Consider the following 18287-nt stretch of genomic DNA (forward strand, 5'->3'; position numbering starts at 1 on the left):
TTGATAAGTTTTTTTGTTAAATTGATTTTGGAGGTGTAAGTCAGTGAAAAAAGTTATTGTAATTGGTGCAGGTGCAGCAGGTTTAGCTGCGGCGGTAAGGCTACAAAATTCAGGTTATGATGTTCATTTATACGAAAAAAATCCGCAAGTTGGCGGTAAAATGTATCAAATAAAAGAACAAGGATTTACATTTGATGTTGGGCCGACGATTGTTATGATGCCTGAAATTTATCGAGAAGTATTTGAAGTGTGTGGGAGAGATCCGGAAAATTATATTCCCATGAAAAAAGTTGATCCAATGCTTACATTGAATTTTCCGAATGAAGAACCACTGAATTTTTCTTCGGACTTAGTATCTTTGACGAATACATTGGAAGGTATTTCCGAAGATGATATGCAAGGTTATTTGGAGTATCTAGCTAGCATTTATAAACGGTATCAAATTGCTAAGAAAGCTTTTATTATGCGTTCATTTCGTTCTTTTTGGGATTTTTATAATCCAAAATCCTTAATTGCTGGTTTTAAATTACATACGTTTAATGATGCGTATAGTTCCATTTCTAAATTTGTTAAAGATGAACGTTTGCGTAAATCATTAGCATTTCAAACACTATATATCGGTGTTTCTCCTTATAATGGTCCATCTTTATATACGATTATTCCAATGATTGAATTGATTTACGGAATTTGGTATATCGAAGGTGGAATGTATAGTTTAGCAACAGGTATGGCACGTTTATTTGAAGAATTAGGCGGGACTATCCACTTGAATACGTCAGTTAAGGAAATTGTACTTGAAAATAAACAGGCCAAAGGTATTACCACAGAAACTGGTCTAGTTGAAAGTGACTATGTGGTTTGTAATGCAGATTTTCCTTATGCTATGAAAAACTTGTTGCCAAATGAAAAAGATCGTGGAAAATATTCAAATAAAAAAATCGATAAAATGGACTATTCATGTTCGTGCTTTATTCTTTATTTAGGTTTAGATAAAAAATATCCAGTGAAATCTCTTCATACCATTCGTTTTGCAGCAGATTTTGAAAAAAATATTAACGATATCTTTGAGGACCATCGATTGCCGGAAGATCCATCATTTTATATTTATGTTCCTTCTTCAATCGATCAAAGCCTTGCACCAGATGGACAAGAAGGTGTTTATATTTTAGTTCCTGTCCCTGAGCTTTCCCAAGGAGTAACATGGGATGAGACTACAACACAAGAGTTTCGTAAAAATGTATTATCATTGGTTAAAAAAGAAACTATTTTTTCAGATATTGAAGAACATATTATTTATGAAAAATGCTATACACCAAAAAACTTTGAACAAAATTTTAATGCTTATAATGGCGCAACTTTTGGGTTAAAACCTACCCTAAAACAAAGTAATTACTATCGACCGCATAACAAGTTTGACTATGCAGATAATCTTTATTTTTGCGGTAGTAGTACTCATCCAGGAGCGGGAGTACCTATTGTTTTAACTAGTGCCAAACTTGCGGTAGAGGAGCTGATGAAAGATGATGGGCAAAAGAAATGAAAAGGACTTGAATGAATTGTTTATAGCATATAGCGAAGATTTTGCAGAGTGCGAGCAAACAATTCGTAAACATTCTAAAAGCTTCTATCGAGCTTTTGCACAACTACCTAAACAAAAAGCTTGGAGTGTGTTCGCGGTTTACTCATTTTGTCGGGAGGCAGATGATATCATTGATGTTTATAATGATCTAGGTCGTTTAACATTGCTGGAAAAAGAGCTAACTGAATTTCTGTCAGGTAATATTCCGGATCGTTATTTTTGGCGCGCATTAGTTCCAGTTTTTGAAACATATAAGATGGAACCACAAGCCTTTTATGATATGTTAACTGGGCAGAAAATGGATTGGGATTTTCAACAACCGGAAACACAAGAGCAATTAGAAGAATATTCATACTATGTAGCTGGATCTGTCGGATTAATGCTGCTGCCGATCTTATCAAACCAAGCTGAAAAAGTTAAAAATCAAGGCATTCAATTAGGGCAGGCAATGCAGATTACCAATATTTTACGAGATATTGGAGAAGATTTTAAAAACCAGCGAATCTATCTTCCAAAAGAAGTAATGAAAAAGTATCATGTTACATTAGATACTTTAAAACATGAGCGTATTGATGAGAGTTTTATCAAACTTTGGGAGTACGAAGCAATGCGAGCAGAAAAATTATATCAAGGAGCGAAATCGATGATTTCAGATATTGATAGTGATTGTCAAGAAGCTCTTCTTTTATCGGCAGCATTTTATGAAGGAATTCTTGATGCAGTTAGAAAAAATAATTATCAATGTTTTAATACAAGAAATTATGTGAAAAAAAGTCAGCAATTGAAACTTTATCAAGACGTAAAAAAACAGTTAAATACTAGTTTTAATTAATGGAATATAGAGTTAACATAGAGTTAATCGTCATTTTTCTATCATTCCTTTTGAAAAAAATTCGGTCATAAAGCTATTATCTGAAAGTGATTTCTGCTATATTACTAATAGTGAATTGAGAGAAAAATGATTGATGAATGGAAGGCGATTAACGTGCGGAACGAAATGATGCATCGACCAGTAGTGAAACAGGAACTTGTCGATTTTATGCGAAATAAACAAAAGAAAATTGAAGGAGAGTTAGGCGTAATTGAAGAAGAAGCACATGTTGCTGGTGTGCCGATTATTCCTCATGAAACAGTGGTTTTCTTACAATTTTTCTTAGATCAGATCAAACCTAAAAATATTTTAGAAATTGGAACAGCAATTGGATTTTCTTCAAGTCTAATGGCTCAATATGTAGGAGAAGATGGTCATGTTACGACAATTGATCGTTTTGATGTAATGATTAGAAAAGCGAAAGTTACCTACGAACGCTTAGGTTTAACTGATAAAGTTACGCTTTTGGAAGGTCAAGCTTCGGATATCTTGCCAACGTTATCTGGACCATATGATTTTATTTTTATGGACAGTGCCAAATCGAAATATATTGAGTTTTTACCGGAATGTTTACGTTTATTACGTGTTGGCGGAGTATTAATGGTAGATGATGTCTTTCAAGCAGGTACAATTTTAGATCCGATTGAAGAAATCCCGCGCGGACAACGAACGATTCATCGGAAATTAAATGAATTTTTAGATACAGTGATGACGCATCCTGATCTGACTTCAACGTTATTGCCTTTAGGTGATGGAGTGATTATGATTACGAAGAACAAAGAAATAGTTGAATAGTAAAAATGAAACTCAAGTTAAAATGTTATGATTTTGATTTGGGTTTTTATGTACATTTTAGCAAAGTAAAATTTGAAACAAAGGAAAGAATAACGATGAAAACAGACAAAGAAAAAATTAAGGTTCTAAATAGCTTAGTCGAACACTACGGTTTTCAGTATTGGTGGGAAGATGAAAATCGAATTTCCGATTGGGTTTCAATGATTTTAATCCAGCAAACTACAGAAAAAAATGCTAAAAAAGCATTAGCGAATCTTGAACCACATCTAACTGTAGAAAAACTCCGAGCACTCGAACTATTTGAACTGCAAGAACTTATTCGTCCAGCAGGATTTTACACACAAAAGAGTAATTACATTAAAGAACTTATCAATTGGTTTATCGCTTATGGCAGTGATCTTGAAAAGTTTCGTACATATCCGACAGAAACGCTTAGAAAAGAACTTTTGACAATTAAAGGTGTGGGTGCTGAAACTGCCGATGCAATGCTGCTATACATTTTTGAGCGTAATGTTTTTATTGCCGATCAATATGCAATCCGCTTGTTTAATCGTTTAGGTTTTGGTGAATATAAAACTTACGCTGAAATGCGCAAAGAGTTTATCCATTTAGTAGACGGGATTCCTCATGAGTTATGCAAAGAATGGCATGCGGCAATTGATGTTCACGGAAAGCATTTTAGTAGAAATAAAACGATGGATGAAAGCTTTTTATTGGTGTAAAATCCAGTCTTAATTAAATAAAATAGTTACACTGATTTGGCATCTTTCATAGCTATATTCAACTCTGGTGAGTAAAAAATAATAGAGCTGTAGCAGACCAAAGTTCAGTTTTCTACAGCTCTTAAGTATCGTTAATCGTTTAAAGAATGCAAGGCGGCTTGAACTGCATGAATTTTGGTTGTATCAAAAAGCTGAACTTCAGTATCATTTTGGTTAATTAACATGCCGATTTCTGTGCAGCCTAAAATAACACCTTCAGCTCCTTTTTGATTAAGTTCATTGACTATATTCAAATAAAACTCTTTTGAATCTTGGTTGATTTTTCCAAGACATAATTCTTCATAAATAATCTGACTGATTTTATCACGATCATTTTTCTCAGGAACAAGTACTTGGATTCCTTCTTCTTCTATTATATTTTTATAAAATTCTTCTTCCATAGTGAAGCTTGTTCCAAGTAAGCCAACTGTTTTTATCTGGTTCCGTTTTAGTTCTGCCGCAGTGATTTTAGCAATATGAAAAATAGGAATGTTGATTTGTTGCTGAATAACGTCCGCTACTTTATGCATGGTATTTGTGCAAATAACAATATAATCAGCCCCTGCTTTCTCTAAAGATTGACAGGCTTCAGACAAAAGTGCAGCACTTTTATCCCATTGATTAGAAAATTGATAGGACTCAATTTCTTGGAAATCCACACTGAATAAAATGCATTTTGCTGAGTGCAAACCACCAAGGTCACGTTTTATCGTTTCATTGATTAGTTTATAATAATCAACAGTACTTTCCCAACTCATCCCACCTAATAAACCAATTGTTTTCATTTGAAGCTTACCTCCCGATTAAAAAATTCATTTTATTTATTATACCAAATTTAAACAGAATTATTTTAATTTATTTTTACTAATCTGTAATATTTGCTGAGTAACTATTTATTTGCTAAATTCAGTCTTATTGAGAATACAAGAGTAATTTTCTCAAGAATCTACTTGAAATATCTAAAATAAAATAACTTAATTATAATAATTCTATTGACACAATTATTTCAAACTGATACGCTAATAAAGTAGAAAAATGTTTGGCTTATCGGGAAAATGTGAATAAAACTAAACCAGTTTAAGAACTATTTTTATCGGAATAGCCCAAGCTTATTTTGTTTTAAAAAATAGGAGGAATAGCAATGAATTTAATCAACACAAAATTATTAGACTTTGAATGTGATGCATACCAAGATGGAGATTTTATCAAAGTTTCAACAGCTGATGTTTTAGGAAAATGGAGTATTTTCTTCTTTTACCCAGCGGACTTTTCATTTGTTTGTCCAACAGAATTAGGGGACATGCAAGATCATTACGATCACTTAAAAGAGTTGAATTGTGAAGTATACTCTGTATCGGAAGACAGTCACTTTGTTCACAAAGCATGGGCTGATGCGACAGATACAATCGGCAAAATCAAATATCCTATGCTAGCTGATCCTAATGGTAAGATCGCTCGTTTCTTTGGTGTTTTAAATGAAGATTTAGGTCAAGCTTACCGTGGAACCTTTATCGTGAGTCCAGAAGGTGAAATCAAATCTTACGAAATCAACGATATGGGGATTGGACGTAATGCAGAAGAATTAGTACGTAAATTAGAAGCATCTCAATTTGTAGCAGAACATGGTGATAAAGTTTGTCCAGCAAATTGGAAACCAGGTGAAGAAACAATTGCACCAAGTCTAGACTTAGTTGGTAAAATCTAATTAACTTAATAAATAAATCCTAAGGCTTCCTTTTTTGGGGAGTCTTTCTTAAAATATTAAAAAAATTGAAATAGCTTATAAAAAGGGATTGGAGTAAATACATGAGTCAAGAAATTTATGATTTAATCGTAATTGGCGGCGGATCAGCTGCTTTATCCGCAGGAATTTATGCTGGACGGGCAATGTTGGATACATTGATTATTGAAAAAGATAAAATCGGCGGACAAGTGACCACAACTTCAGAGATTGTAAATTATCCGGCAATCAGAGCTACAACGGGTCCTGAATTAATGGAAGATATGCGTTTACAAGCACTAGATTTTGGCGTTGATTTTACGACGGATGAAATTATTGATGTAGATTTAAGTCAAACCGTTAAAACCGTGAAATCAGCAACAAAAACCTATCAAGCATATGCTGTAATTATTGCAACTGGAGCATCTGCACGTAAGATTGGTTTTCCGGGTGAAGTAGAATTTACAGGTCGGGGTATCGCTTATTGTTCAACTTGTGATGGTGAATTTTTCCAAGGATTGGATATCTTTGTCTTAGGCGGCGGTTATGCAGCGGCAGAAGAAGCGGTTTATTTAACTCGCTATGGTAAATCTGTAACAATGATTATTCGGGAACCTGATTTTACTTGTGCTAAATTAACAGCAGAAGCGGCTAAACAACATCCTGATATTAAAATTGTCTATAATACTGAAGTTAAAGAAATAACAGGCGATGATTTTGTACGTAAAGCAGTTTTTGTCAATAATCAAACAGGTGAAGAAACTACGTATGAAGCGCCCTCAGACAGCACTTTTGGGATGTTTGTCTTTGCAGGAAATAAACCTAGTACAGAGATCTTTGAAGGCAAAGTTGAATTAGATCGTGGGTATGTACCAACAAATGAAAATATGGAAACAAACGTGGCTGGTGTTTATGCTGCAGGAGACTTGCGAATCAAAGAATTACGTCAAATCGTGACAGCTGTAGCAGACGGTGCAATTGCTGCAACCAGTGCGCAAAAATATATAACAGAAGTAAAAACCAAAGCTGACTTACCAATTGTTAATAAACGTTTAGAGAAACGTTTGGCTGAAGTACATGCTGCAGCCAAAGAAATCCAACCAAAAACGGAGAAAAAGCCTATTAAATCAAGTGGCAATAATACTTGGTTCCCAGATGCAATGAGAGAACAATTAGGGGGGATCTTCGGAAAACTGACAAAAAAAGTTACTCTGCTACAAGTAATGGACAGCAGTGAAGAGAAATCTTTAGAACTAAATTCTTTCCTAACGGAGTTTGCCTCATTAAGCGATAAAATTCTATTAGAAACCATTCAAAAAGGTCAAAAACCTGAATTGGAAACAGCTTATGGTATCGATAAATTACCAAGTGTCGTTGTCTTGAACGACCAAGGTGAATATACTGGGATCAAATTCAGCGGCATTCCAAGTGGTCACGAAGTTAATTCAATTGTTTTGGCAGTTTACAATGTTGGTAGTGCGGGCCAACCAATTGAAGCGCCTGCTGTGGACAAAATCAAAGAATTACCTAAAAAGAAAGTGCAAATTTTTGTTTCGTTAACATGCCATTACTGCCCAGACGTGGTGGCAGCATGTCAAAGAATTGCTTCAATTAATCATAATGTCGAAGCGGAAATGATTGATATTGGTGTCTTTCCGGAATTGAAAACAGAAAAGAAAATCATGAGTGTTCCAGCAATGATTATCGACGATCAAGAAATTGTTTTTGGTTCAAAGAATATGGACGAGATCATCGAGATTTTAGAAAAATAGTTTTTTGAATAAAAAATGCTAGATCAGAAAAGCACTATGCAGTGACCCCAAAAAGTTAGACTGTTATTTGTTGTCTCCTATAGCCTAGACTAATATTCAATTTAAGGGGTGGACTTGTCAAGAAAAATTAGACAATGAATTAAGAGAATTTAAGATGTTACTTATCAAAATCCTTGGGAGATTGAGAAGAAAGTGCTGAATGTAGTCGTTTGGTGTTGTAATACGTTTCAATATATTTGACTATCTCTAGTTGAGCTTGATCAATGCTTGTAAAATTTGCATCATTGATTAGCTCTCTTTTTATTGTTTTATAAAAGTATTCCATCAGAGCATTATCATAAGGATTTTCTTTGCGGCTTATACTAGTAAAGACAGCTTCTTTTTTTCTTAACTTTAACTGGAAGTTAGTGCTTGTGTACTGTGACCTTGATTCGTATGAATATTGAGTCCTACCTACGGTTGTTCTTCCTTACAGGCTTGAAGGAAGGCATCAATTACCAACTGATCTTTCATTCTGAAAGATATTGCCTGTCCAACAATTTTCCGTGAATAAACATCAAGAGTGGTTGTTAAATATAAGGTTCCTTTCCTGAAAAAGATGTAGGGAGTATTTTCTAACCAAATCTTATTTTTTTCTGTCGTAATAAATATTTGATTAAGAAGGTTTGGATGAGAGAGGGCAGCTCGTTTTCAATTGTAATGAATGAAATGACAAAGATTACTTTGTCAGATACCATAAAAAATGCAAGAATTTACTGGAGAAAATGATGAACTAATTCCAGATGGGGAGGTTTTAGAACAATTAGCGGATGGTGAATTGCAAATGCTCCTTTGCAGCTGTGTATTGGATCATTTTTTTGTCTTAAATTACAGTCTAAAAAAATTCTATTATATACGTTGAGTAAGAATAGATTTGTATGGCTTCTCTTGTTTTGTTATACTTTTCTTAAACTAAGAAAAGGGGACTCACATGACGATTAGTAGTGATTCAAGTATAGCAGGGAGCGCTTCTGTTTCACTTAGTCAGTCCACAAGTCTATTGAATAGTATAAATGTTGTTCCAACTGCTTCAAGAATTAATGTTTCTGAGAATGCTGCAGCTGAAGAATCTATTTCTACTTTTCAAAATGGGTTAAAACAAATGTCGACTAGCGTTGTGTCAGCGGGTGATAATATTCATTCTGTAGCCAAAGAATTTGAGTGTATCGATCAAAAGATAGCACAGCTTCCCAAATTTAATTTTCCTGGAGGATTTTCATGAGCGAGGTAGAAAAGCAGCAAGAAATAGAAGATAAAAATTATCATTATCGGTTAAAATTGGAACAGCTGCAAGATGACCAGTTGGAGATTCGCAAAGAACGAGCAAGAATAGAGTTCTTACAAGAAGAGTTCTTTGACTTGCAACAGAAGGAACAAGCCTTATACAATGCTGTTATCGCAAATTCAGAGCCAGACGAGCGTGCTTTTTATGAAGTACGTGGTGACGAAAGCCTTCATTTGGCCAAAAAAGCGCAAAGAGAATTTGATGAAGAGCTAATTCTACTTCAAAAAGAAGAACGTTTTCTATTTGAGAAAGAAGAGAAAGTACGTACCGAACAACAAACCTTTCTGAAGATGAACGGAAAGGAGAAAACGGATGGGACTTAAATTTTATGTTGGCGAAGCACAAGCACGAGCTTCACAAGCAGCACAATTAAACAGTCACGCAAGTCAAGCAATGGCTTCATTGCAACAAAGTATCCAGTCGTTTTTGTCAGCGCCACTATCAGGAAAAGCGTATGATTTAGCAAAAAATTATTTCATGGTTGCCTATACGCCGTTGTGTCGTTCAGCAATTATGACAGGTGAGGCATTGGAAGCAGCGCACAAGAAATTTCTAAGTGAATACCAAAGTACAGTGAGTAGTATAGACTTAGATGAAGATCAATTGCTAGAAGAGATCCAACGTGGGGAGCAATTGTTACAACAGATCGATCACTTGATTAGTACGGCTAAGACACAACGTCCAGATTTGAAAAGACGAGGAATGAACGCCTACGATGCTATCCAAAAACAACGAGAGAAGCTAGAAAAATTTCATGACTATAACGTGCGATCAGGAAGTTTCTTTTCAGAATATCAAGCAAGCCAACAAGAATTTAATGCAGGCATTGCACAGGTAGAAGGCTGCAAAGCGTGGAATGCCTATACAGGTACGTTTGATATCAGTAAATTAGATATGAATTGGGCAAAACCAATTACTACTCGTTAGGAAGATCGCCAGAAAAAAATTGATGCTAAAGTAAAAGCCTATAACCTTGCCAATCAAGAAATCACGACGAAGTTTGATGAATACGGCAATGTGACAGGTGTCTATGTTGATGGGAAATTTGATGCAGAATTAACTAATACATTGCAGGAAGCAATTAGAACGCAGAACTTCAACTTGATTAAAGGTTTTGGTTCAGGATTTATCGATCAACTAGCGAATAATAACGGTAAATCATTATTAAACGAATGGTTTGGTGAACGAAAAGTCGGAGCAGAACTTTCAGGAACACAAAGCTATGCGATTGGTCAATTTGTTGCGGACTTAGCTTCTTTAGTACAAGGTGGAGCAGAGTTTATAGGCGGTGGATTATGGGCATTTGGTGGTTCAGCAGCTTCTACTTACTTTTCAGGTGGAGCAGGGGTCGTTACAAGTGCTTGGGGAAATTTAGGTAACGGCTATAATTATGACTCTGGAAAGTCTGTTAAGAATATGGATGAATTTTTTGAAACAAAATTTGGATCGGAGTTAAAGGATAATTCAACAAAAACTAAAAAACGAGTAGATGGACAAACTGTCTATAAAGTTGATAAAAAGACAGGAAATCTCAAAAAAATGACCAAGTTTATCTTGATGGACTTCATAAAGATCATTTAGAAGTGTTTGATAAAAATGGAAATCTTAGAACCATTTTAAATTTAGATGGTAGTATAAATCTTTATAAATACTATAAAGCGATGGGTAGGAAATTAAAATGAAGGAAGACTTGAAATTTATATATAACTTCATAGCTAGTGTAAATTCTCAAAAAGGGAATAAACTGCTGAAAGAAGAAACACGTCTTTTTTTATAAAAAATATTCTTTTATAAAGTTGAATAAAAAATATTGTAATTACTAGTGATTACATGATAAGATGTAGAAAAGAGGAGGTGCATAATATGGAAACAGTAAAGGCAAGAAAGCAAGGTAACGCAATAATGGTTACTTTGGCAAGTAAGTTAGCAGTAAAAGAAGGACAAGAATTTTACTATTTTAAAGATGAAGAGGGAATCATTTCTCTAATACCTAAGGCCGAGGACTTTTTTCAAAATGCAAAAAAAGGTGAGTTTGTAGATGATGAAGATGAATTGTCATTGAATTTTGTTCCTAATGGAAGTGAAATAGATGATTAGACAAGGCGATATTGTGACAATAAATTTTGATCCTTCTAAAGGGAGTGAAGTTCAAAAAAGACGTCCTGCTCTAGTGATGAGTCGGGACGAATACAACTTATCGTCAAGTCTGATCATTGTTTGCCCGATTACTTCAACAGATAAGCAGCGACCATACTTTCTTCCAATAAACAGCAAAGCATTACAAAAGGATAGCAAAGTGAATACAAAACAGGTTTATTCGTTAGATTATACGGATAACGGAAGCCGTAATGTAAAGGTTATAGGAAAAGTTGAAATGAAAGAATTTTTGAATGTTGCGCAGCACTTCATGTTGAATTTTAATTTTCCATTTCTGTAAAAGATTACTGAAAAATAGTCTGTATTGCAAAGACTATAACATCTATTCGTTTTAGGCACATAAAAGAGGGTTTATTGCGCTGTAAAAATTATGTTATAATAAGAGGGTAGAAAAGGTATGACGGTGGCGACTTCCGAAAGGTGGTGGTGCTTATGAGAATAAGTGCTGAAATCTATGAAAGGAGTTAGCCTTTTGTCCGCATTAGAAGCAGTTCAACTGATTCTAAGCTTTGGTATGTTTACCATTGCTTTGATAAAGTTGGTTGTGGATTTGCTGAAAAACGACAAAAAATAAATGACCGTTCAATAACTTTGGCAAGTTAACGGTCATTTAAATATGAAATTAATTTTTGCTACCGTCTTAAACGGTTCTACTTGGAGGACGTATGTCGAGTACGTCCTCTTTACATATACATAATAACATTTTTGTTATCAAAATTCCAGTCAACAAGCTATTAAAATGCATTAAAATTCCTGAAGAACATCTCTCGTTCGGAAGTAGAGTTTTTTTAAGTGGTACCTGGTGCAACATTCGTTCGTCTTTCTTAAGACGTTCTTTTTTTCTAGTGATAATTATAGGTTAAAATTCTTGAAACTCGCTTAGAATGCCCCTGTGGTGATCCATTTAGAAGCCTAAACGGAAATTTTTCAACGAATCACTGATTTCGTCTTGTGTGATCCCGATATATCGTTTAGTGATTTGTTGATTGGAATGTCCGAATATTTCCATAAGAAAAACAATATCTTTTGTACGCTTGTAGTAGTGATAGCCAAATGTTTTCCGTAGCGTGTGGGTTCCGATATCGTCTCTTTCCAAACCATCTGCCACTTTTTGGAATATTTGATAAACAGCTTTTGGCTGCAGATGTCCAGTTCCTTTTCTGCTAAACCAGTCATTGTCGTCCATGTTTACTGTGTAGTCTTCAATTTGTTTTTGCATGCTCTCTAAATAGAGGGTTCTTTTTTTTCCTGTTTTTTGCTCGATGATTTGGGGAGTACTGGAGTATTTAATATCGCCAACTTTTCGACAAACAATATCGGACATTCTCAGTCCTGTATTAATTCCAAACAAAAAAAGGAAGATGTCTCTCTTTGCAAATTTATTTCGGCGCAAGAAAAATAAAAAATCGCCGATTTCGTTATTTGATCGTAATGGCTGCACGTTGTAACTGTCATTTTTTGATTTAAATGGCACGATTTTTATTTCGATAAATGGCATATTCTGTGTTATTAATCAATTGATAAAGACAGAGACCTACAGCACTCGCTCTAGGTCTTTTTTTGGCGTGATTAGTAAATGAAACGGCGTAATATGATATTCTTTCTTTGTTATATTTTCTGTATAATACATTCAAGACATATAGGAGGAGATAGTATGACTAAACAAGTTATTTTGATTACTGGAGCAACAAGTGGGATTGGGTTTCAAACTGCAAAATTTTTAACTGAACAAGGACATACAGTATATGGTGCAGGTCGAAGAGTGGATAAATTGAAGGTGTTAAAAAATGGAGGGGTCAAAAGTGTGCAGATGGATGTCACAAATGAAGAATCCATGAAAAGTGCGGTGCACTACATATTGAAACAAGAAGGAAAAATCGATGTATTGATCAATAATGCTGGTTATGGATCGTATGGATCAGTAGAAGATGTTACTATTGAAGAGGCAAAAAAGCAATTTGAAGTGAATCTTTTCGGATTGGCCAGACTAACTCAACTTGTTTTGCCTCATATGAGGTCTCAGAATTATGGACGTATTATCAATACTTCCTCAATGGGTGGACGTCTTACAAGCTTCATGGGTGCTTGGTATCATGCAACTAAATATGCACTCGAGGGGTTTAGTGATGCGTTACGAATGGAAGTGAAGCAATTCGGTATTGATGTTGTTCTAATTGAACCAGGAGGGATCAAAACGGATTGGGGATTTATTGCAGCAGATCATTTAGAGGAATCTGCAAAAAGTGGAGCTTACGCTGAAATAGCGAAAAAAACAGCTAAGGGAATGAGAAAACAATATAGTGGGAATATGATGTCAAATCCGATAATTATTTCAAAAGCAATTTCAAAAGCAATCAATAGTAGCAAACCAAGGACAAGATATCTCATAGGATTTGGTGCTAAACCATTGGTTTTTCTGCACACCATTCTACCAGACCGAGTATTTGATTACATCATGATGCATGCGAGTTGATATCAAAAGAAGGGAATTATATGAAACTAACAATCACAAAGCAGTTCCAGAATTTTATTAGCAGTCAAGGTTTATCTTTAGAGCATTTACTTCAGCAAGCAAATATTCCAAATTTGTTATGGAGAGAAGAGCTGGTGGTAAATGAACAGCAGTATTATGATCTCTTACAAGTATTCAATCAATACGTGTCAGATCAACAAATTTTAGCATTCAGTGAGATTGAGAACATAAATATGTTCATGCCTCCCATCTATGCTGCGTTATCAGCTGAAAATGGAATGGAGGCTCTCAAGCGATTTATCAGCTATAAAAAATTGATTGGACCAATCACTATAGGGATGGAGGTTGAAGGAAAAACGGTACAAATATGGTTTTCCTTTGTCTTCCCAAATCAGGAATTACCCCGTTTTGCGTTATTGAATGAACAATTACTTCTACTAAGTCTACTGAGAAGAGGGAGTAAAAAAGAAGTCACTCCCTTGCTGATAGAGGGTCCTTTTGAATATGGAGAATCCATTAAACAGTATTTGAATTGCAATCCAAGAAAAAGTCGAGAAAATTTATTGGTCCTTAAACTTGAAGATTTAAAGTATCCATTTTACACACAAAACAATATTATGTGGGAATTTATTGAACCGGAGTTAAAAAATAGATTAGTAGCTGCTTCGACTCCGAAAACATTTGTAGAGACTATTCAAAAGGTGCTATTTCAAGTAATTCCCAGCGGTAATTTTTCTTTACAAGATGTGGCTTTAAAAATTGGAATAAGTACACGAACCTTACAGCGAAACCTACAAGCTGAAAATACAACATTTAATCGGCAACTCCAAGAAGCGCAAAAAGTATTAAGCTTAAACTTTCTTCAAAATAATAATTTGAGAACCGCTGAAATTGCCTATCTAGTTGGATTTTCAGAAGTTAGTTCATTCTCACGAGCATTTAAAAAGTGGACAGGGAAAAATATCTCTCAATATAAACAAGATTTAGAAAAAAATTATTAACTGAAATGATTAGCTTCTATTTCGAAGGGTCAATCCTTTAAGTAGTTTAAGTAGAAAAGTATTTTTACTTTAAAAGAATAAAGAGTGTCCAGAAAATGGTCATTTTCTGGACACTCTTCTTTTACATATTTCAAAAGCAAGAAAAGTTCATTCAGATGGCATACAATTTCAAGGCTTTCGCTATATAAATACCAATCTATCTGCCTACGTTGGGGAGTCTGTTCAAATTAGATACAATCCGAAGGATTTAGCCGAAATTAGAGTGTTTTTTCAAAATAGATATTTGTGCACAGCAATAGCTCCCGTACTTTCAGATTTAAAAGTAGATTTTAAAGATATCGCAACTGCTAGAAATAAAAGAAGGCGACAGTTGAAAGAAAAATCGTCTAAGATTAAATCTGTCGCGGATACACTAATTGAAGACAAGCTACCAGAAGTTGCGTTAAAAAATGAGACAAGTAAAAAATCTAAACTGAAGAGGTACTTCAATGACTAAGAAAAAGCCGTTTATTGAAACAAAAGAGTACAAACGATTTGCGGAGTTTTGCGATGCGTGTATAAAGTATAAATATATTGGTGTCTGCTATGGTGCTCCGGGTGTAGGCAAAACATTATCGTCTCATCATTATACAAATTGGAATGTTATAGGATCACAATTAGATTATCAACTACTTTCAAAAGTAGTAGAAGCTGCCACAGAAGAGATAGTAGCAGCCAATAAAATATTTTGCACAGCTCCCGCAGAAAAAGCCTCAAGAATAAGTTTAGATATCCGGGATCTAGGGTATAAATTATCTTATGGAAAAGCGATATATCAAGCAAAGAAAAGCGGGATTGAGGTAGAAACAGCTATGGTCAGCGATTTTAATGAAGTGAAATTAATTATCGTTGATGAAATTGACCGTTTGAAACTCCAGCATTTAGAGCAACTAAGAGATATCTACGATCGAAATGATTTAGCTATGGTGTTTATTGGCATGCCTGGAATAGAAAAAAGATTGTCTCGCTATCCGCAATTATACTCTAGGATTGGTTTCTCCCATGAATTTGATAAATTAAGCAAAGACGAAACCCATCATATATTAGAATATAAATAGTCAGAATTTGGTATCCCAATAAAACTAGAAGATTTTTCAGATTATGAGGCAATCACTAGTATCACAAAAATTACCGGTGGAAATTTTCGTCTGATTCATAGACTCTTTGCCCAAATCGATCGTATATTAGAAATCAATCAACTAAAAACAATTTCCGTAGACGTTGTAGAAGCAGCTCGAGATAGTCTTGTCATTGGCTTAAGATAAGAAATGAGGCGTTCAAATGAAAATGGTTTATGCAGCTATGCATGATAACAAATCTGGGATTCAATTTCTTAGAAATCAAATTACAGAATTAGGTATTAAACGAAGTTTTATTGATCCACCTTCTGGTAAAAATACAAGCAAAACTGAGTTCCAATCAATGCTAGAAACGATTCAACCAGGAGACAAAGTGATTGTTATGACGCTCAATCACTTAGGTAAAAATTATCATGAAATACATGATCGAGTAATCTCTATACACTCAAAAAAAGCTCAATTAGTGGTTACAGATGCGCATTTTTTGGATTTTGAAACGGATAACCAGCAATTCAATGAATTAGGATTTCAGTTGTTCGTGGATCTTCTGGAAGAAATCCCTCGTATAAAGAGAGTTTGGAATAAAGAGCGTCAGTTACAGGAGATTCAGCAAGCTAAAGAAAAGGGAATATACAAACGTAAACCGACAACCTATTCTGCAGATACTGAAAATCCTAAAAATCGTGCCACCTATTTTCAAATTAAGAGTATGCTCATGAGTGGCTTTCCAATTGCGACTATTAAAGAAATGACAGGCGTTACTCGTTCGACAATTTATCGTATAAAAAAAGAACTAGAGCAAACTTAGCTTTAGTTCTTTTTGCGCTTTGTGTATAGATTGAAAAAGAAATGCCATTTAAATCAAAAAATGACAATCCTACAATATCCAAGCTTTTTAGTTATTTAAGTGAAAAAAATTAGGAATAGCCCTTAAGGGTGATTGAAGGAATAAAAGTTCCTTCTAAATACATATTACGAGGATCAATAATTTAGCTTAAGGAGGAACGTATGAAAATAGAGTTTCGTTTGTTGGATAAGACAACAGAGACATTTAGAATAGTCTATTTCGAAAGATGGAATAATAAAGAACCTTCTTTTACAAGTGATCCTCAATCAGCAAAACAATATTGGCATGATCGATTAGCTGAAGAGGATATTAATTTACTTCAAAAGGCAAAATCAGAAACGGCCATTACTATATCAATAAAGTTGGTGCCATAACTAACCTGTTGGTATGTCACAAAAAACGGTGACTCCATATATTAAAAATTGTGCAAAAGTAATATCGTATCTAACTTATAATTCTGATTTTTTAGACAAGGGAGTAGCCCTCCTTCACCCAACTCATTTTACGCATTAATCCATTTTCTTATTTGAGTATTAATTTTAAATGCATATTTTTTTGCAAGTGAATTAATCCCTACCTTTTGAACCAGATACTCACGAACGGCTTTAAGCTTAAATTCAAAACTATATTTGCCATAAAAAAAACTCCAAAAGTTAGATTTCCAAGCCTAACTTTTGGGGATCGGTTCACCAGTGATTTTCTGATTCAACGTTTACTTACTTTATGGTCACTAATTTTTTTAAAGGTTCAACACCAAAATGTTTTTCTTGGTATAGAAGAATTTCCGCACAGGCACGACTATCTTCTAAAGCATCATGGTGATTGTCTAAGCTAATATGTAAATTTTCGCAAACTGTATTTAATTTGTGGTTAGGCATTTCGGGAAAAAGTTTTCTACTTGTTTTTACTGTGCAAAGCGAAAGATAATTCGGCTGGTTTAACCCATAATAATCTAGACATCCAGCTAGGACACCGCAGTCAAAAGGTGCATTATGAGCAACAACTAAGCTATTTGGCTGAAAACAAGCTTGAATTTGATTCCAAACTTCTGGGAATTTAGGTGCATTTGTCACATCTTCTGGTCGGATTCCATGAATCTGGATATTTTTCCAGAAAAAATCAGTTTCTGGTTTGATTAATGAGTAATATTCATCTACGATTTTACTATTTTCTACTTTTACTAATGCCACAGAACAAGCGCTATGTTTGGCGTAACTGGCAGTTTCAAAGTCAATGGAATAAAAGTTCATGGTCATTATCCCTTTCAATTTAAATTAATTTATACATTTAGTATAGCAAAAAATATAGCTGTTCGTAAGGTTTCTGAAGAAATATTAACATATTTTAAATAAAAAAAGTCTATTTTCAAAAAAGGAATAACTAAAATAGCGTGAATGGGATGAAATTCTCTTTTAATTAAACTATACTATAAAAAGAATCTGCTTTAAAATGAAGAGCGATCTTAAGTAGTTGTTTGAGAGGATGTATATAAATGTTAACAAAGTTATTAAAAGGCTACCCTTTAATTACAAAATTTAATTGGGGAATCGCTGCGATCTTAATCGGGCTAAATGTTTATCTTTATCCTAGGTTACCGCAAGTTGTACCGATCCATTTTAATCTATTTAACCAGCCCAGTAATTTTGGCGGTAAAATGATTATTTGGATTTTTCCATTAATTTTTGTTGCATTTTCAGTTTTTTTCAACGAATCTAAGTTAGATGCTGTCTTTTCAAGATCAGTGAAAAGAAATCAGCTTACTAAAATGGCCTTTATGATTTTTCAATTAGTTTTGTGGGTGTTGATATTAAGAGCTTATTCTGCTTATTTTTTATTTATTTAAATACAAAAAGAGAAGGACAAACTTAA

Annotated in this window: 22 protein-coding genes and 2 pseudogenes; 20 read left to right on the forward strand and 4 right to left on the reverse strand. The window is 34.3% G+C overall.

Features of this window, described 5'->3' with window-relative positions:
• Nucleotides 1–43 precede the first annotated feature (43 nt).
• From C240_RS12065 to C240_RS12080, 4 genes are all read left to right on the forward strand, one after another.
• Nucleotides 44–1540 (forward strand): phytoene desaturase family protein, encoded by a 1497-nt coding sequence (locus C240_RS12065; RefSeq protein WP_271495984.1) that lies wholly within the window; start codon nt 44–46, stop codon nt 1538–1540.
• Entirely contained in the window at nt 1521–2411 is an 891-nt protein-coding gene (locus C240_RS12070) for a phytoene/squalene synthase family protein (RefSeq protein WP_333908815.1), read from the forward strand. The genes C240_RS12065 and C240_RS12070 overlap by 20 nt, the downstream gene beginning before the upstream one ends.
• Nucleotides 2412–2564: 153 nt before the next feature.
• Entirely contained in the window at nt 2565–3245 is a 681-nt protein-coding gene (locus C240_RS12075) for an O-methyltransferase (protein ID WP_271496115.1), read from the forward strand.
• A gap of 95 nt (nt 3246–3340) precedes the next feature.
• A complete protein-coding gene (locus tag C240_RS12080; RefSeq protein ID WP_271495985.1) occupies nt 3341–3967 on the forward strand; it encodes an endonuclease III domain-containing protein in 627 nt (208 codons plus the stop codon).
• 131 nt (nt 3968–4098) lie between these two features.
• On the opposite strand, the gene C240_RS12085 is transcribed toward C240_RS12080, so the two are convergent.
• The gene (locus tag C240_RS12085; RefSeq protein WP_271495987.1) at nt 4099–4791 is read right to left on the reverse strand and encodes an aspartate/glutamate racemase family protein; all 693 of its coding nucleotides are present in this window, start codon (nt 4789–4791) and stop codon (nt 4099–4101) included.
• A gap of 356 nt (nt 4792–5147) precedes the next feature.
• On the opposite strand from C240_RS12085, the gene ahpC reads away from it, so the two are divergent.
• Both ahpC and C240_RS12095 read left to right on the forward strand, forming a co-directional pair.
• Nucleotides 5148–5711, forward strand: coding sequence for an alkyl hydroperoxide reductase subunit C (gene ahpC, locus C240_RS12090; RefSeq protein WP_271495989.1), 564 nt, complete (start codon nt 5148–5150; stop codon nt 5709–5711).
• Between the two features lie 101 nt (nt 5712–5812).
• Nucleotides 5813–7498, forward strand: a complete 1686-nt coding sequence (locus C240_RS12095; RefSeq protein ID WP_271495991.1) for an FAD-dependent oxidoreductase — start codon at nt 5813–5815, stop codon at nt 7496–7498.
• A 157-nt stretch (nt 7499–7655) separates the two neighbouring features.
• On the opposite strand, the pseudogene C240_RS16390 reads toward C240_RS12095, so the two are convergent.
• Nucleotides 7656–8188, reverse strand: a pseudogene (locus tag C240_RS16390) (IS3 family transposase); the annotation flags it as partial.
• A gap of 280 nt (nt 8189–8468) precedes the next feature.
• Here C240_RS16390 and C240_RS12100 point away from each other — a divergent pair.
• The 7 genes from C240_RS12100 to C240_RS12130 all read left to right on the forward strand — a co-directional run bounded on the left by C240_RS12100 (nt 8469) and on the right by C240_RS12130 (nt 11553).
• Entirely contained in the window at nt 8469–8759 is a 291-nt protein-coding gene (locus tag C240_RS12100; protein ID WP_271495993.1) for a TIGR04197 family type VII secretion effector, read from the forward strand.
• Complete coding sequence (locus tag C240_RS12105) at nt 8756–9145, forward strand: hypothetical protein (RefSeq protein WP_271495995.1); 390 nt, start codon at nt 8756–8758, stop codon at nt 9143–9145. The genes C240_RS12100 and C240_RS12105 overlap by 4 nt, the downstream gene beginning before the upstream one ends.
• On the forward strand, nt 9135–9749 hold the full coding sequence (locus C240_RS12110; RefSeq protein ID WP_271495997.1) for a T7SS effector LXG polymorphic toxin: 615 nt from the start codon (nt 9135–9137) through the stop codon (nt 9747–9749). Before C240_RS12105 ends, C240_RS12110 begins: the two co-directional genes overlap by 11 nt.
• A 90-nt stretch (nt 9750–9839) precedes the next feature.
• Nucleotides 9840–10403 (forward strand): hypothetical protein, encoded by a 564-nt coding sequence (locus C240_RS12115; protein WP_271495999.1) that lies wholly within the window; start codon nt 9840–9842, stop codon nt 10401–10403.
• Between the two features lie 282 nt (nt 10404–10685).
• Complete coding sequence (mazE, locus tag C240_RS12120) at nt 10686–10919, forward strand: type II toxin-antitoxin system PemI/MazE family antitoxin (protein WP_271496001.1); 234 nt, start codon at nt 10686–10688, stop codon at nt 10917–10919.
• Nucleotides 10912–11259: a type II toxin-antitoxin system PemK/MazF family toxin gene (locus tag C240_RS12125; RefSeq protein WP_271496003.1), complete on the forward strand. Its 348-nt coding sequence runs from the start codon at nt 10912–10914 to the stop codon at nt 11257–11259. The genes mazE and C240_RS12125 overlap by 8 nt, the downstream gene beginning before the upstream one ends.
• Nucleotides 11260–11433: 174 nt before the next feature.
• On the forward strand, nt 11434–11553 hold the full coding sequence (locus tag C240_RS12130) for a putative holin-like toxin (RefSeq protein ID WP_271496005.1): 120 nt from the start codon (nt 11434–11436) through the stop codon (nt 11551–11553).
• A 330-nt stretch (nt 11554–11883) separates the two neighbouring features.
• Here the strand turns inward: C240_RS12130 and C240_RS12135 are convergent, their stop codons facing one another.
• Nucleotides 11884–12477 carry a tyrosine-type recombinase/integrase gene (locus C240_RS12135; RefSeq protein WP_271496007.1) on the reverse strand — a complete coding sequence of 198 codons (594 nt, stop codon included), beginning with the start codon at nt 12475–12477 and terminating at the stop codon, nt 11884–11886.
• 156 nt (nt 12478–12633) lie between these two features.
• Between C240_RS12135 and C240_RS12140 the strand changes: the two genes are divergently transcribed.
• From C240_RS12140 to C240_RS12165, 6 genes and pseudogenes are all read left to right on the forward strand, one after another.
• Complete coding sequence (locus C240_RS12140) at nt 12634–13452, forward strand: oxidoreductase (RefSeq protein ID WP_271496009.1); 819 nt, start codon at nt 12634–12636, stop codon at nt 13450–13452.
• Between the two features lie 20 nt (nt 13453–13472).
• Nucleotides 13473–14453 (forward strand): helix-turn-helix domain-containing protein, encoded by a 981-nt coding sequence (locus C240_RS12145; protein WP_271496011.1) that lies wholly within the window; start codon nt 13473–13475, stop codon nt 14451–14453.
• 127 nt (nt 14454–14580) lie between these two features.
• Complete coding sequence (locus tag C240_RS12150; RefSeq protein WP_442896597.1) at nt 14581–14949, forward strand: Mu transposase C-terminal domain-containing protein; 369 nt, start codon at nt 14581–14583, stop codon at nt 14947–14949.
• Nucleotides 14942–15757: pseudogene (locus C240_RS12155) on the forward strand (AAA family ATPase). The gene C240_RS12150 and the pseudogene C240_RS12155 overlap by 8 nt, the downstream one beginning before the upstream one ends.
• A gap of 16 nt (nt 15758–15773) precedes the next feature.
• A complete protein-coding gene (locus tag C240_RS12160; protein WP_271496012.1) occupies nt 15774–16379 on the forward strand; it encodes a recombinase family protein in 606 nt (201 codons plus the stop codon).
• A 200-nt stretch (nt 16380–16579) separates the two neighbouring features.
• Nucleotides 16580–16792 carry a hypothetical protein gene (locus C240_RS12165; RefSeq protein WP_271496014.1) on the forward strand — a complete coding sequence of 71 codons (213 nt, stop codon included), beginning with the start codon at nt 16580–16582 and terminating at the stop codon, nt 16790–16792.
• 342 nt (nt 16793–17134) lie between these two features.
• Here the strand turns inward: C240_RS12165 and C240_RS12170 are convergent, their stop codons facing one another.
• Nucleotides 17135–17668 carry a 3'-5' exonuclease gene (locus C240_RS12170; protein ID WP_271496016.1) on the reverse strand — a complete coding sequence of 178 codons (534 nt, stop codon included), beginning with the start codon at nt 17666–17668 and terminating at the stop codon, nt 17135–17137.
• Nucleotides 17669–17910: 242 nt separating this feature from the next.
• Here C240_RS12170 and C240_RS12175 point away from each other — a divergent pair, with 242 nt between their 5' ends.
• Entirely contained in the window at nt 17911–18261 is a 351-nt protein-coding gene (locus C240_RS12175) for a DUF1648 domain-containing protein (RefSeq protein ID WP_271496018.1), read from the forward strand.
• Nucleotides 18262–18287 lie beyond the last annotated feature (26 nt).

Source organism: Enterococcus sp. 5H (assembly GCF_028128615.1).
Classification (GTDB): domain Bacteria; phylum Bacillota; class Bacilli; order Lactobacillales; family Enterococcaceae; genus Enterococcus_L.